At 63.8% G+C, this 14,993-nt stretch carries 10 protein-coding genes; 6 read left to right on the plus strand and 4 right to left on the minus strand.

Annotated elements, in window-relative coordinates:
- Positions 1 to 13: 13 nt before the first annotated feature.
- Both QD408_RS00090 and QD408_RS00095 read right to left on the minus strand, forming a co-directional pair.
- On the minus strand, positions 14 to 1,222 hold the full coding sequence (locus tag QD408_RS00090) for an acetyl-CoA C-acetyltransferase (RefSeq protein ID WP_088680360.1): 1,209 nt from the start codon (positions 1,220 to 1,222) through the stop codon (positions 14 to 16).
- A gap of 101 nt (positions 1,223 to 1,323) precedes the next feature.
- The gene (locus QD408_RS00095; RefSeq protein ID WP_414137948.1) at positions 1,324 to 3,120 is read right to left on the minus strand and encodes an acyl-CoA dehydrogenase C-terminal domain-containing protein; all 1,797 of its coding nucleotides are present in this window, start codon (positions 3,118 to 3,120) and stop codon (positions 1,324 to 1,326) included.
- Positions 3,121 to 3,558: 438 nt separating this feature from the next.
- Here QD408_RS00095 and QD408_RS00100 point away from each other — a divergent pair, with 438 nt between their 5' ends.
- From QD408_RS00100 to QD408_RS00125, 6 genes are all read left to right on the plus strand, one after another.
- A complete protein-coding gene (locus QD408_RS00100) occupies positions 3,559 to 4,248 on the plus strand; it encodes a DNA-3-methyladenine glycosylase I (RefSeq protein WP_414137949.1) in 690 nt (229 codons plus the stop codon).
- A gap of 99 nt (positions 4,249 to 4,347) precedes the next feature.
- Positions 4,348 to 4,713: a VOC family protein gene (locus QD408_RS00105; protein WP_088680358.1), complete on the plus strand. Its 366-nt coding sequence runs from the start codon at positions 4,348 to 4,350 to the stop codon at positions 4,711 to 4,713.
- 331 nt (positions 4,714 to 5,044) lie between these two features.
- On the plus strand, positions 5,045 to 8,821 hold the full coding sequence (locus tag QD408_RS00110; protein WP_414137950.1) for a peptidoglycan-binding protein: 3,777 nt from the start codon (positions 5,045 to 5,047) through the stop codon (positions 8,819 to 8,821).
- A 247-nt stretch (positions 8,822 to 9,068) separates the two neighbouring features.
- The gene (locus tag QD408_RS00115; RefSeq protein ID WP_088680356.1) at positions 9,069 to 9,992 is read left to right on the plus strand and encodes a sulfite exporter TauE/SafE family protein; all 924 of its coding nucleotides are present in this window, start codon (positions 9,069 to 9,071) and stop codon (positions 9,990 to 9,992) included.
- Positions 9,992 to 10,792, plus strand: coding sequence for a TIGR02186 family protein (locus QD408_RS00120; RefSeq protein ID WP_088680355.1), 801 nt, complete (start codon positions 9,992 to 9,994; stop codon positions 10,790 to 10,792). The genes QD408_RS00115 and QD408_RS00120 overlap by 1 nt, the downstream gene beginning before the upstream one ends.
- A gap of 317 nt (positions 10,793 to 11,109) precedes the next feature.
- Complete coding sequence (locus QD408_RS00125) at positions 11,110 to 11,691, plus strand: transglycosylase SLT domain-containing protein (protein WP_088680354.1); 582 nt, start codon at positions 11,110 to 11,112, stop codon at positions 11,689 to 11,691.
- A 42-nt stretch (positions 11,692 to 11,733) separates the two neighbouring features.
- Here QD408_RS00125 and pdeM read toward each other — a convergent pair whose 3' ends face one another.
- Both pdeM and QD408_RS00135 read right to left on the minus strand, forming a co-directional pair.
- Positions 11,734 to 12,459 carry a ligase-associated DNA damage response endonuclease PdeM gene (pdeM, locus tag QD408_RS00130; protein ID WP_088680353.1) on the minus strand — a complete coding sequence of 242 codons (726 nt, stop codon included), beginning with the start codon at positions 12,457 to 12,459 and terminating at the stop codon, positions 11,734 to 11,736.
- Between the two features lie 23 nt (positions 12,460 to 12,482).
- Positions 12,483 to 14,993, minus strand: coding sequence for a ligase-associated DNA damage response DEXH box helicase (locus tag QD408_RS00135; RefSeq protein ID WP_088680352.1), 2,511 nt, complete (start codon positions 14,991 to 14,993; stop codon positions 12,483 to 12,485).

Here is a 14,993-nt window from a genome sequence, read left to right on the forward strand (position 1 = left end):
GGTTCAGATCCCGTCAAACGCGTTCGATAACCGTTGCCGTGCCCATGCCGGCGCCGATACAAAGCGTCACCAGCGCGGTGTTGAGGTCGCGGCGTTCAAGCTCGTCCAGCACGGTGCCGAGGATCATGGCGCCGGTGGCGCCGAGCGGGTGGCCCATGGCGATGGCGCCGCCGTTGACGTTGATCCTGTCGTGGCCGATGTCGAAGGCCTGCATGTAGCGCAGCACCACGGCTGCAAAGGCCTCGTTCAACTCGAAGAGGTCGATGTCCGACAGGCTCATGCCCGTCCGCTTCAACAGCTTCTCGGTGACGTCGACAGGCCCGGTCAGCATCAGGGCCGGATCGGAGCCGATATTGGCGAAAGCCTTGATGAGGGCACGCGGCTTGATCCCCATGCTTTCACCGCCGGCTTTCGAGCCGAGCAGGACGACGCCGGCGCCGTCGACGATGCCGGAAGAGTTGCCGGCATGGTGGACATAGTTGATCCGTTCGATCTCGGGATGGGCCTGGATGCCGACAGCCTCGAAGCCGCCCATCTCGCCGGGCATCTGGAAAGAAGGATTGAGCGAAGCGAGCGCCTGCATATCGGTGCCGGGGCGCATATGCTCGTCCTTATCCAGGATGGTCAGGCCGTTCTGATCCTTGACCGGGACGACCGACTTGTCGAACCAGCCCTGTTCCCAGGCATGGGCGGCCCGCCTCTGGCTCTCGACGGCATAAGCGTCGACATCGGTTCGGCTGAAACCGTATTTGGTGGCGATGAGATCGGCCGAGACGCCCTGCGGCATGAAAAAGGCCGGGAAATTCACCGAGGGGTCCATGAACCAGGCGCCGCCGGACATGCCGAGGCCGACGCGCGACATGCTTTCCACACCGCCCGCGATGACGATATCGTCGGCGCCTTGGGCGATCTTGCCGGCGCCGAAATTGACGGCATCGAGGCCGGAGGCGCAGAAGCGGGAGATCTGCATGCCGGGCGCCCTGGTGGAATAACCGGCTTCGAAGGCGGCGGCCTTCGGGATGACGGCGCCGGCATCCATGACCGGATCGACGCAGCCCATGATGATGTCGTCGACGGTTGTCGTGTCGAGCCCGTTGCGGTCGCGGATCGCTTCCAGCGCCTTGGCCGCGAGGCGGACGGAGGGCACCTCATGCAGGGCGCCGTCCTTCTTGCCGCGGCCGCGCGGCGTGCGGACGTGATCGTAAATGAAAACCTCGGTCATTGTCTCATCTCCCTGGCGGCAATCTATCTTGCCTCGAATCTTGGAAGGAGGAGAGAAGCCCCTCCCCAACCCTCCCCACAAGGGGAGGGAGTCCATTCAACTCAAAACGCTTCCGCGGCCAGCGCCATCATCGTGTCGGCGCCGGTTTCGATCCGGGCCTTGCGCAACGCCGTTTCCGGCATGATGCGCTCCATGAAGAAGCGGGCAGTGATCAGCTTGTTCTTCAGGTAATCCTCGCGGTCTCCCCCGCCCGATGCAAGGCCGTCCTCGGCGGCCTTCGCCATCTTCGCCCACATATAGCCGAGAACGACGAGGCCGAAGAGGTGCATGTAGTCGGTCGAGCCGGCGCCGGCGTTGTCGGGCTTGGCCATGGCGTTCTGCATGAACCACATGGTCGCGCCCTGGACGTCGTTCAAGCCCTTCTTCAGATGCTTGGTGAAGAAGGAGAGCTTTTCGTCGCTGCGGTTCTCATCGCAGAAGTCGCCGATCTCCTTGAAGAGGGTCATGGCGGCGCGGCCGCCGTTCTGGGCGAGCTTGCGGCCGACCAGATCGAGCGCCTGGATGCCGTTGGCGCCTTCGTAGATCATCGCGATGCGGGCATCGCGCACATACTGGCTCATGCCGTGCTCTTCGATATAGCCGTGGCCGCCGAAGACCTGCTGGGCCATGACGGCGTGATCGAAGCCCTTGTCGGTCATGACACCCTTGAGGATCGGGGTGACGAGGCCGAGAATGTCGTCGGCGGTCTGGCGCTCCTTCTCGTCGGTGGCGCGGTGGGCGATATCGGACTTCAGCGCAGTCCAGAGCAGGAAGGCGCGGCCGGCCTCGTTGAAGGCGCGGATGGTCATCAGCGCCCGGCGGATATCGGGATGGACGATGATCGGATCGGCCTTCTTATCCGGCGCCTTGACGCCGGAGAGCGCGCGGCCCTGGATGCGGTCGCGGGCATAGCTCGCGGCATTCTGGTAGGCGATCTCGGAAATGCCGATGCCCTGCAGGCCGACCATGAGCCGGGCCTCGTTCATCATCACGAACATGGCGTTGAGGCCGCGGTTTTCGGCGCCGATGAGGAAACCTGTCGCTTCGTCGTAATTCATGACGCAGGTGGCGTTGCCGTGGATGCCCATCTTATGCTCGATCGCGCCGCAGGAGACGGCGTTGCGGTCGCCAAGAGCACCGTCTTTGCCGACGAGGAATTTCGGGACGATGAAGAGCGAGATGCCCTTGGTGCCGTCGGGTGCGCCTTCGATGCGGGCCAGCACCAGATGGACGATGTTGTCGGTCAGGTCGTGCTCACCGGCGGAGATGAAGATCTTCTGGCCGGATATTTTGTAGCTGCCGTCAGCCTGCGGCACCGCCTTGGTGCGCAGCATGCCGAGATCGGTGCCGCAGTGCGGCTCGGTCAGGTTCATGGTGCCGGACCAGGAGCCGTCGACCATCTTCGGCAGGTAAGTCTCCTTCTGCTCCTGCGTGCCGTGGACGAGGATCGCGGCGATCGCGCCCTGCGTCAGGCCCGGATACATCATCAGCGACATGTTGGCGGCGGAGGTATATTCGCCGACGGCGGCATGCAGCGTATAGGGAAGCCCCTGCCCGCCGAATTCCTCAGGCACCGCAAGGCCGATCCAGCCGCCTTCGCGATAGGACTTGTAAACCTCCTTGAAGCCCTTCGGCGTCGAGACGCTCGCATCATCATGGCGCGCGCAGCCTTCCTGATCGCCGGAATAGTTCACCGGAAAGAGAGCCTCTTCTGCAACCTTCGCCGCCTCCCCGAGGATCGCTTCGATCATATCGGGCGTCGCATCGGCAAACCCGGGAAGATTGTTGTAGCGTTCGAGGCCCAGCACGTCGTTCAGGACGAAGAGCGTATCGTTTACCGGGGCCTTGTAGACTGGCATCTTGCGAATTCCTCCATTCGACTGACCGGGTCGCGCCGGCCTTGGGCACTGTCTTACAAAATATTGACGTTTGCGTAAACGTCAAATTTTGCACCTTGGCCGCCTTTTCGTGAAAAAATTCCGAGGCACGAATCCACGAGCATGAAACATCGGGAGAAGATGTCATCTCTTCAGTTTGTTGACCAAGTCTCCTCCGTCATGCTCGGCCTTGTGCCGAGCATCTAACCACTGCAATTCCTTGGCAGGAAAATATTTATTTTCAGCTACTTAATCGACCTTCGCAGATCCTCGGCACAAGGCCGAGGATGACGTCGTGGGTTTTGCAACGGTTTGGCATCAGCCTGAGGGGACGCCATCTCCCCTTCCAATACAGACCGGCGTATAAGGGCGAGCGTCTTTCAACCCGCAATGGCTGCGATGCTTCAGGAGGCCGCCGGCATGATCAGTTTCGAGACGATAAGGCAGCGTGCGGAAGAACGAAAAGGCGGAGCAGCCGCGCTGCAGGCAATGCTCGATAAGCACCAGCCGGACCACGACCGGCTGCGCGCCATGGCCGACGACCGCATCCTCGCGGATATGTCGCGGCGCATTTTCTACAGCGGCTTCGTCCAGAAGGTGATCGACAACAAGTGGCCCGGCTTCGAGGCGGCGTTTTCCGGTTTCGATCCGGCCATGCTGAACATCGCACCTGATGATTACTGGCATGACCTGACATCGGATGAGCGGATCATCCGCAACGGCGCGAAGATCATGTCGGTGCGGGCCAATGCCGCCTTCATCCGGGAGTTGGCGAAAGAATATGGCAGCGCCGGCGCCTTCTTCGCCGATTGGCCGAGGGAGGACCAGATCGGCCTTCTCGACCTGCTGAGCAAACGCGGCAGCCGGCTCGGCGGCATGACCGGACAATATTTCCTGCGCGGCATCGGCCGCGACAGCTTCGTCGCTACCGTCGACGTGCTTGCCTGTTTGAGATCGGCCGGCGTGCCGCTCTCCTCCTCCGGCACGGCGAAAAAGGACCAGCAGCTGATCCAGCAGGCCTTCAATGAATGGGCCGAGGAGACCGGCCTTTCCTTCATCCATCTCTCGCGCATCAGCGCCTATTCGATCGATGCGGCGCAACCGCACTGAAATTGCGGCCGGAGGTAGTACAGCGCTGATTAAACGGCTTTCGCAGTGAACTCGAAAAGGCTAGGCTTCGCATCGTCGGAGCTGGCTGGGAGGAACCCGATGCCGCGACTGGATCACGTAACCATCGAGACGCGCGACGCGCCTGTCATGATCAGCTTTCTGGAGACCCTGCTCGGCGTCAAGGAAGGCTATCGGCCGCCCTTCGCGTCACGCGGCCACTGGCTCTATCTGGACGAACGCCCCGTCATCCATCTCAGCCTGACATCGCGCAGCACCGATTTTCCGCCCGGCATCTTCAACCATGTCGCCTTCAGCCTTTACGAATTCGGGCCGGCGCTGGAACGCATCAAGGCCAGCGGCTATCGCTACGAATATTACGATATTCCCGATACCGATCTCGGCCAGGTCTTCGTCTATGGCCCAGAGGGCGTGAAGATCGAGCTGCAATATCCCCGGCCCGCCTGAGCGCGGCGCGGGGCCGCTCAATGTAGCGAATTCAACGGCAATTGCCGCCAAAAACGGCCTTTCGAACATAAGCGTTAAAAAATTCTCAGCGACATTAACGGCTTGTTTACCACGTTTCATGAAAGGTGCGGATTGAGCAGTAGTGATCCGCATTCCTTTTCCCTGTCTCGCGTTTCTAAGGATGCCGCTACATCGTTCAGCTTGAGAAAAGTCTAATTGACTATCTTCTGATGAATGGTGCGCTCCGGCCGGCGTGAAGACGCGGGCCAAAGACGGAAAAGCCACGGATCGAGCTCTGACGAGAGGTCGAGCAGTCGAAGCGAGCAAGAAGATGAACGGATCGCGATCAAATCCTTCCCGGCAGTCCGACAGGACCTCGCTCGATGCGCTGAACCGCACGATCGAGGGGCTGGAGGCGCGGATAGAAGGGCTGATGGGCAGCGGGCGCGACCAGCGGCCGCGCACGGCAACGGCCGAGCGTGATCCTTACGCCAGCTCACATGCCCCGCATCCCGCACGAGCGCCGCTCGAGCCGCGGCCGGATCCGCTCGCGGAAATCCGCCAGCGCCAGCGCGCTCTCGACGCCGGCCGCGAACGGCCCTATGGACGCGAACAAACACCCCAGATTCGCGAGCCCGTGCCACGCGCCGCCGCCCCGCAGCCTGCCTTCCGGGCGGGCGATGACACGATGACGGAGATCGCCCAGGCGCTCGTCAACCTGCGCCAAGACCTGAAGCGCGATATCTCCGAGGGCGTCACCCGCGAGATGAACGCGCTGCGCGCCGAATTGCGCGAGATCAAAACGAGTGCCGGAGACGGCCGTTTCGCCGACGACATCCGCGCCGACATGAGCCGGCTTGCCCAGAGCATAACCCACTTGACCGGCCGTTCCGCCGGGCCGGAGGCAGCCGGCCTGCGCGAAGACTTCGAAGAGCTGCGCTCGCTGATGGACGGGCTGGCGCGCGAGGATTCGCTGCGTCACATGGAAAATCGCTGGGACGGCTTCGAGAGCCGGCTCGCCGCGCTCGATACCGAAGGGCTGCAGGAAGAGCTCGTTTCGCTCGCCTACCGGCTCGACGACATCAAGCGCCACATCGGCGGCATGGGCGAAAGCCCGGCGGTACGGGCGCTGGAGGACAAGCTCATCGCCATCGCCACGGCGATGGAGCAGTTCGGCAACATGATCCAGCCGCACGACCGGATCATGTCCGAGCAGTTCGCCGCCATGGACATGCGGCTCGACGAGATCAGCCGGGCGATCGCGGCAAGCGGGCGCACCGCAGCCGCCAACGACCCGGCGCTGATGCAGCGGCTGGAAAGCCGGCTTTCGGCGCTTGCCGACCAGATCGACGTGATGAGCAACGACGCGGCCAGCCGCACGGCGCCCGCCGACGAGCTGGCGATGCGGCTGGAAGCGCTGACGGCGCGCGTCGAGGAACTGACGAAGGCGGAAGCGACGTCGCGGCTCGACGAGCGGCTGGAACATCTCTCCTATCTCCTGGAGCGGACTCAGAAGGCCGCCCCGCAGCCCGACCTCACCGGCACGCTTTCCGACATTTCGCGCAAGATCGACGCGCTCGAAAACGGCGCCGTCAACGACGTGCTGGCGCAGCGGCTCGATTATCTCGCCCGGCGCATCGACGAGATGGCCCATCAGCAGCCGGTTCCATCAGCCGCGATCGAGGACGGCGCCTTCCGGCGTCTGGAAGGGCGGCTGAGCGACATCGCCGCACGGCTGGAAGAGAGCACATCGGCGCCGGCGACCGATCCCAGGGCGCTGAAGAACCTCGAGGACCAGATCGCCAATCTTTCGGCGCTGATGAGCGAGCCGCGCGAAAGCGCCCAGATACCCGCCGATCTCGACCGCCGTATGGGCGCGATCGAAGATTATATGGCGACGAGCGACGAATATATCATCGAGGCCGCCCGACAGGCGGCGGAAGCCGTCGTCGACGCCTATTCGCGTAACGGCGGCGCCCAGGGCGCCGTGCCTGCCGCCGACATGTCGGCGCTGACGGCGCTGGCCGAAGATCTGCGCCATCTCGAAGATATCACCCGCGACAGCGAGGAGCGCACGCACAAGACCTTCAAGGCATTGCACGAGACGCTGGTGCATATCGCCGACCGCCTCGACGGTATGGAAGAGCGCGGGCGGCCGATCGCCCAGATGCCCGTCGCCGACGTCGATTTCGATGTCGATCCCTATGCGCTTGTCGTGGAAGAGGCCGAAACTTTCCTGGCTCCGGCCGCTGCCGCGACGGCGAAGGCTTCTCCCGTCATCCGCACGGCCGAGGTCGCGGTGGAGCCTGCCGCTCCGGTGCAGGCTGCGGCCATGAGCGGAGCAAGTGCGATCGCCATCGAAGCCGCGACCCGCTCGCCGGAGGCTGCGACACCGGCGCCCGCGAAGGCCGGCCTGCTCGCCAGCCTCGGCAAACGGCTGCGGCCCGGCAAAAAGGCCGAGGTCAAGGCAAAGTCCAGCGAACGGGCAGTCATCGACCCGGCCCCGTCGATCGACCCCGCCGACGTGGTTCCGACTGATGCGGCCAACGAACTGCTCGAGCCGGGCTCCGGCGCGCCTGACGTCAAGAAGATCCTCGAACGGGTGCGCGCCAGCCAGAGTGCCGCGCGCGGCAAACCTGCCGGCGAAAACGACCGCGCCGATTACATCGCCGCCGCCCGCCGCGCGGCACAGGCCGCCGCCATGGAGGTCGACGCCAATCCGAAGCAGGCAGCAGTCAAGGCAGAAAAGAAGGGCGCAACCGCCGACAAGGCTGGCAAGACTGATAAAACAGGCAAGACCAGCGCCTTTTCGCGCTACCGCCGGCCGATCCTGCTGGCAATCGGCGCCGTGCTGCTCGCCATCATGGCCTTTCCGCTTGCCCGCACGCTGACGAGCGGCGAGAGCGCGCCGCAGCCGCCGGCAGAGGTGTCCGCGCTGACGGGAGCGACCGAAAATCCGGCGCCGGCTTTGCCCGAAGCGACGCCCGCACAGACCGATGCCGGCGTTGCCGAAGCAAACGCCCCCACAGCGGAGGCGACGCCTCCCGCCGCCGAACAGGCGCAACCGGACGCAGCTGCGCCTGTTACCGGCGAGCATCTGACCGACGCGGCGCCGCTCGACGGCGAAGGTGCCGCGACCCTTGCCGCACCCGATGCGGCTGGCGCAGCGCAGGAGACTTCGGGTTTCGTTCCCGCCGCCCCCACCACGGCAGCACCCGCGCCGCAGGCCGCGATCACCATTCCCGACACCGTGCAGCCGAAATCGCTGGCCGATGCGGCGCAGGGCGGCGATGCGCTGGCGCTGTTCGAAATCGGCGCGCGTTATTCGGACGGCCGCAACGGCATGGCGGTCGATCAGAAGCAGGCGGCAAGCTGGTATCAGCTTTCGGCCGATAAAGGCTTCGCGCCGGCGCAATACCGGCTCGGCAGCATGTATGAGAAGGGCAACGGCGTCGAACGCGACGTCAACAAGGCGAAGGGCTTCTACGAGCAGGCAGCAAACCAGGGCAATGCCAGCGCCATGCACAATCTCGCCGTTCTCTACGCCTCCGGCGCGCTCGGCCAGCAGGATTATGCAACGGCCGCCTCGTGGTTCATCAAGGCTGCCAACCTCGGCATCACCGACAGCCAGTTCAACCTGGCGATCCTCTGTGCCCGCGGCAACGGGGTCCCGGCGGATCTCGAAGAGTCCTACAAGTGGTTCGCGATCGCCGCCAAGGCCGGCGACAAGGATGCGGCGCAGAAGCGCGACGAAGTGGCCAAGGCCATGAAGCCCGATCAGCTCGAAAAGGCGCGCGCCAAGGCCGATCTCTGGAAGCCGGAGCCGCTCGACCATCGCGCCAACGGCATCGACGTTCCGGACGAATGGGCGGGCACGGGCACGAAGACGGCAAGCGTCGACATGAAAAAGGCGATCCGCAACATCCAGGCGATCCTCAACAACAACGGCTTCGACGCTGGAGTTCCGGATGGAGAAATGGGCGCCAAGACCGTTGCCGCGATCAAGAGCTTCCAGAAATCGATCGGCCAGGAGCCGGACGGCAAAGTGACCGACGCGACGGTGAAGGCGCTGCTCCAACACAACAAGCAGGGCACCAAGGCTATCTAAAAGAGCCTGGCGGCGTTACGCCGCGGGGCTTTTTCCAATTTTACAGCCGCCTGTCACAAAACCTGAAAAAAGCCGGATTATGCGGGACATATCGACCCGCGCATCCGCCGAATCCCCTGCCTGCGATCTCACCGCCGATCAGGGGCCGATCGAAAGCCTCTGGCAACGATTTCACAATATGATGCGCATTCGAACGGGGACGTGACAGAAGCCGCCCGGCAGGAGCGGCCATCATTCGGGGTCGGTTGTGACAATCTATCTGCCCATCGCAGAATTGTCGGTGAACATCTTCATCATTCTCGGCATGGGGGCGGCCGTCGGATTCCTGTCAGGAATGTTCGGCGTCGGCGGCGGCTTTCTCATCACGCCACTGCTGATCTTCTACAACATTCCTCCCGTCGTCGCGGTCGCCACAGGCGCCAACCAGGTCGTGGCCTCGTCGATATCGGGTGCGATCACGCATTTCCGGCGCGGCACGCTCGACGTCAAGCTCGGCACGGTACTCTTGGTCGGCGGTCTCTCGGGCGCCACGGTCGGCATCTGGATCTTTTCGCTTTTGCGCCGGGTGGGTCAGCTCGACCTCATCATCTCGCTGATGTACGTCATCTTCCTCGGCACCGTCGGCGGGCTGATGCTGCTCGAAAGCATCAACGCCATGCGCCGCGCCGCGCGCAACGAACCGCCCGTGCCGCGCAAGCCCGGCCACCAGCATTGGGTGCACAAGCTGCCGCTCAAGGTGCGCTTCAAGAAATCGAAGATCTATCTCAGCGTCATCCCCATCGTCGGGCTCGGCTTTGCGATCGGCATCCTCACCTCGATCATGGGCGTCGGCGGCGGCTTCATCATGGTGCCGGCGATGATCTACCTGTTGCGCATCCCGACCAATGTCGTCGTCGGTACCTCGCTCTACCAGATCATCTTCGTGACCGCCTATACGACGATCGTGCAGGCGGCGACGAACTTCTCCGTCGATATCGTGCTCGCCTTCATCCTGATGGTGGCGGGCGTCATCGGGGCGCAATACGGCGTGCGCGTCGGCCAGAAACTGCGTGGCGAGCAGTTGCGCGCCCTCCTCGGCCTGCTGGTGCTCGCCGTCGGCCTGCGCCTTGCGGTCGCGCTGGTGGTGACGCCGGCCGACGTCTACTCGGTGGTGATGGGGGCAGGCAACTGATGCGCCTGCTTACTGTCCTCATTGCTTTTCTTTGCCTGCTGCCGGCGATTGCCGAAGCGCAGTGGCTGCCGGGCCAGGGCACGGAAGCGGTGCGCGAGGGGCTGGAAATCGGCACCTCGACCAGCGAAATTGCCATCACCTCGGATTTCCACGGCGCGGATCTGACGATCTTCGGCGCGCTTTCGAACACCGACCAGCTGCTGCTCGCCATCGGCCAATATGACGTGGTCGTCGTGCTGGAAGGGCCGCGCGAGGATGCGACGGTGCGCAAGAAGGAACGCGTCTTCGGCATCTGGGTGAACAGGCGCTCGATGACCTTCGAAGCCGTGCCGCACTCCTATTCGATGTCGAGTTCACGCGGGATCGACGACCTGACGACCCCGCTCGAACTCACCGATCAGGGGATCGGCATCGATCACATTCCGCTGACCCCGGTCGGCTTCGTCGGCGACGGCAGCAATCTCGGCGAATTCCGCCAGGCTTTCCTGCGGCTGCAGCAGGCAGGCGCACTCTACGACCGCAACCCGAGCGGCGTCCGGTTCGTTTCCTCCAACCTCTTCAAGGCGAGCCTGCGCCTGCCGGCGAACATCCCGAACGGTGTGCATAAGGTGCGCGCCTATCTCTTCAAGAGCGGCGACTTCGTCACCGAAAAGTCTCTGCCGCTGCGCGTCATCAAGACCGGCATCGAGCAGACGATCACCGATGCGGCGCATGACCAGCCGATCCTTTACGGCTTTGCGGCCGTGCTGCTCGCGGTCATCACCGGCTGGAGCGCCAGCCTGATCTTCCGCAAGGACTGATCCACCGCAAGGGCGGCACGATCGCCCGCGCCTGTCGGGGCGTAGCGGGCCGCAGGTCATGCTGCCTGATTCCTGGACAAAGCCCCTCCCCACAAGGGGGAGGGACTAACCGGAGCTACCGTCTCTCTTCCCACTGCCGCGAATGGAAACGGGTGAGCGGGGCAATAGAGCGAACGGGTTGGTTAAACCCCTCCCCTTGTAGGGAGGGGTTGGGGCGGGTCTTCACCCGTGACACCTCCAGAAAAGTTCGCATTCGACTAAAAACCGGTTTTTAACGTTTACGAGTTAGTAATCTCTCGGAAACGAGAGGTTTTGTAATGCGTACTCGTATCGTTTTGACGGCCGTGGGCCTCGCGCTGCTTGCCGGCTGCGCGACTGCGCCGAAGCAAACGAGAAACATTTGCGCCGTCTTCGACCAGCGCGATGGACTCTTCTCCAGCTGGCAGAGTGCGGCCGAGCGGACGGAGAAGAAATACGGCGTACCCGTGCCGATCCTGATGGCGACGATGTACACCGAATCCGGCTTCCAGCCCTATGCGCGGCCGCCGCGCACCAGGCTGTTCGGCTTCATTCCCTGGACCCGGCCGTCGACGGCCTATGGTTATTCGCAAGCGCTCGACGGAACATGGGATCACTACCAGTCGCAGACGGGGAACTGGACGGCGCGGCGCACGAACTTCGCCGACGCCATCGATTTCATCGGCTGGTATCACTATCAGAACAGCGCCGAGACCGGCATTCCGCTGAATGACGCCTATAATCTCTATCTCGCCTATTATTCCGGGCCGACGGGATATAAGCGCGGCGACTGGCGCTCGAACGGGCAGTTGCAGCAGACAGCGCAGAAATTTGCGCGGATGGCGGGGACGTATCAGCAGCAATTGCAGGGGTGCAATTGAATTTAAGGGCGTGCCGTGTGGCACCCCCATCGAGGACAAACGCTACCCCCGCAAATTCCCGTACCTGACCGAATAGATCCGATCCCGCCCCAGGAGATGCGCCACCAGCGACGTTTTGTCGAACAGACCCTTCATCGCCTGGTGGCCAAGATCGAGGCCGCCGCTCATGACGCCGAAGGCGGGCATGAGGAGGCGAGCGCCGTCGGTGGCGAAACACGGGCGGCGGACGGATCTCTCGCGCCGGCGCACGGTGGCCGAGGGGTGGAGATGGCCGGCGATTTCGCCGCTCTGCAAGCCGTTCCTTGGCTCGTGGCGGAAGGTCAGGCCGGCGTAGTGCATCTCGTCGGCGGAAACGCCGGGCAGATCGACGACGCCATCCGGATCGTGGTTGCCGTTGACCCATATCCATTCGCGGCCGCGCGCCATGCCGACGATCAGCGCACGAAAATTTTCCGGCAGATGCGCGGAGCCGACACGATCATGGAAATTGTCGCCGAGCGAGACGACGAGCTTCGGGTCATAGCGGGAAATGACCGCGGCAAGGACGGTCAGCGTCGCCAGCGTATCATAGGGCGGCAGCATCATGCCGCGGCGCGCGAAAGCTGCGCCTTTTTCCAGATGCAGGTCGGAGACGACGAGCAGGCCGGCATCCGGCAGGTAGAGGGCGCCCAGTGGATCGCAGACGGCGGCTATGCCATGAACGGCGGTCTCGACGCCCGGCACCGCAGCCAATCCCGATATGTCGCGCGCGAGCGCCAGGCGGTTCATCACTGTCGTCGTTTCCAAATTCGTCAGGCCAAGGCTTCGGCGATCAGATCGTCCGCCGCCTCGGCGAGCAGCGCATCATGAGCCTCACCCGGCACCGGCTCCCGCCCGATCTCCAGCATCACCGGCACGGCGAGCGGGGAGATATGGTCGAGGGCGCGGTGGGTGATGTGCCCCCTGGTTCGCTTCAGCATATCGCCAAGACGGCCGATATCCAAAAGTCCCGTCGCCGCATCCTGCCGCGTCGCCTGCAGCAGGATGTGATCCGGCTCGTGACTGCGCAGCACGTCGTAGATCAGATCGGCGGAGACGGTGATCTGGCGGCCGCTCTTTTCTTTGCCCGGATGGCGGCGCTCGATCAAGCCTGCAATCACGGCGCAATTGCGGAAGGTGCGCTTCAGCAGGAAGGATTCGTCGAGCCAGGCCTCGAGATCGTCGCCGAGCATATCCTCGTCGAAGAGGTCGGAGAGGCTGAGACGGCCGTTGCCGATCATCAGCCCCATATCCTCGAGGCCCCAGACGGCAAGGGAATAATCGGTGGCGACGAAACCGAGCGGCTTGGCGCCCGCCCGCTCCAGCCGGCGGGTGAGCAGCATTCCGAGCGTCTGGTGGGCGAGACGGCCCTCGAAGGGATAGGCGACCATATAGCCGCGACTGCCGCGCGGGAAGGTTTCGACAAGGAATTCGTCGCGCTTCGGCAACACCGACTTGTCCTTCTGCAGCGACAGCCAGTCGCGCACCTGATCGGGCAGATGGCGCCAGCGATCGGGATCGGCGATCATCGCCCGCACCTGCTCGGCGAGGTAGGTCGACAGCGGAAACTTGCCGCCGGCATAGGACGGGATCTTCGGATCGAGCGAAAAGGCCTGCGACGCCAGGCATTCGTTTTCGCGGATGCCCTCGAAACGCAGCACCTTGCCGGAGAAGATGAAAGTATCGCCCGGCGACAATTGCTCGAGGAAATATTCCTCGACCTTCCCCAGCGTGGCACCGCCGCGGCCGATCCGGCCGCCCTCGCCGCGTTTCACCATGCGGATATTCAGCATCGGGCTTTCGACGATGGTGCCGAGATTGAGGCGATATTGCTGAGCGACCGCAGGATTGGACACGCGCCAGCGGCCCTCCTTGGTCTTGCGGATGCGGGCGTATCGCTCGTAGGTCCTCAGCGCATAGCCGCCGGTCGCGACGAAATCGACGATGCGCTCGAAGGTTTCCCAGCTGAGATCGGCATAGGGTGAGGCGCTGGTGACTTCGCCGTAGAGTTCCAGCATGTCGAAGGGCTCGGCGCAGGCCATGCCGAGCACGTGCTGGGCGAGCACGTCGAGCGCGCCGCGGCCGACAGGCGGCGTGTCCTGCGCGCCGATATAATTGGCGTCGAGGGCCGCCTGGCACTCCATGACCTCGAAACGGTTGGCCGGCACGAGGATCGCCTTCGAGGGCTCGTCCATGCGGTGGTTGGCGCGGCCGATGCGCTGGGCCAGACGCGAGGCGCCCTTCGGCGCGCCGACATGGATGACCAGATCGACATCGCCCCAGTCGATGCCGAGATCGAGCGTCGATGTGGCGACGACGGCGCGCAGCCGGTTTTCGGCCATCGCCGCCTCGACCTTGCGGCGCTGGGCGACATCGAGCGAGCCGTGGTGGAGCGCGATCGGCAGGTTGTCGTCATTGACCGTCCACAGCGCCTGGAAGAGCATTTCGGCCTGGCTGCGGGTATTGACGAAGAGCAGCGTCGTCTTGTGTTCGAGGAGCTGTCGATAGACATCTGGAATGGCATATTTCGCGGAATGGCCGGACCAGGGAATGCGCTCCTCGGTCGACAGGATTGCGATGTCAGGCTTAGCGCCGCCTTCGACGACGACGAGACCGGCATGATGCTCGCCCCCCTCCTCTTGGCCGACCAGCCATTTCTGCAGGTCCATCGGCTCGGCGACGGTCGCCGACAGGCCGATCGTCTTCAGGTCGGGAGCAAGGCGACGCAGGCGGGCAAGGCCGAGCGACAGCATGTGGCCGCGCTTGGAGGTGACGAGCGAATGCAGCTCGTCGAGGACCACATATTTCAGGTCCTTGAAGAAGCGCTCGGCCTCCCGGTTCGCCAGGAGCAGGGCGACCTGTTCCGGCGTCGTCAGCAGAATATCCGGCGGATTGAGCTTCTGACGCTGGCGCTTGGCGTTCGGCGTATCGCCGGTGCGGTTTTCGACCGTGACCGGCAGGTCCATCTCTTCGACCGGCTTCATCAGGTTGCGCTCGATATCGATCGCCAGCGCCTTCAGCGGCGAGACGTAGAGCGTATGGATGCCGGTGAAGGCGGAGCCGGGCGGAATTTTGCCGCGGCGGGTGAGATCGGTGAGCGAGGGCAGGAAGCCGGCGAGTGTTTTGCCGGCGCCGGTCGGCGCGATCAGCAGCGTGCTTTCACCGGCTTCGGCGCGGGAAAGCAACTCCAGCTGATGGGCGCGCGGGCGCCAGCCCTTTTCCGCAAACCAGCGGGCAAAGGCGGCAGGAAGCAGGGCGCGGGCTTCGGAATCGATCTGGTCCAC

It is taken from the genome of Rhizobium sp. BR 249, from assembly GCF_047445895.1.
GTDB lineage: Bacteria > Pseudomonadota > Alphaproteobacteria > Rhizobiales > Rhizobiaceae > Rhizobium.

Bases quoted from the DNA above. Each gene is read 5' to 3' on its own strand.
- QD408_RS00090 (WP_088680360.1), bottom strand. From the start codon at position 1,222: ATGACCGAGGTTTTCATTTACGATCACGTCCGCACGCCGCGCGGCCGC.
- QD408_RS00095 (WP_414137948.1), bottom strand. From the start codon at position 3,120: ATGCCAGTCTACAAGGCCCCGGTAAACGATACGCTCTTCGTCCTGAAC.
- QD408_RS00100 (WP_414137949.1), top strand. From the start codon at position 3,559: ATGATCAGTTTCGAGACGATAAGGCAGCGTGCGGAAGAACGAAAAGGC.
- QD408_RS00105 (WP_088680358.1), top strand. From the start codon at position 4,348: ATGCCGCGACTGGATCACGTAACCATCGAGACGCGCGACGCGCCTGTC.
- QD408_RS00110 (WP_414137950.1), top strand. From the start codon at position 5,045: ATGAACGGATCGCGATCAAATCCTTCCCGGCAGTCCGACAGGACCTCG.
- QD408_RS00120 (WP_088680355.1), top strand. From the start codon at position 9,992: ATGCGCCTGCTTACTGTCCTCATTGCTTTTCTTTGCCTGCTGCCGGCG.
- QD408_RS00125 (WP_088680354.1), top strand. From the start codon at position 11,110: ATGCGTACTCGTATCGTTTTGACGGCCGTGGGCCTCGCGCTGCTTGCC.
- pdeM (WP_088680353.1), bottom strand. From the start codon at position 12,459: ATGAACCGCCTGGCGCTCGCGCGCGACATATCGGGATTGGCTGCGGTG.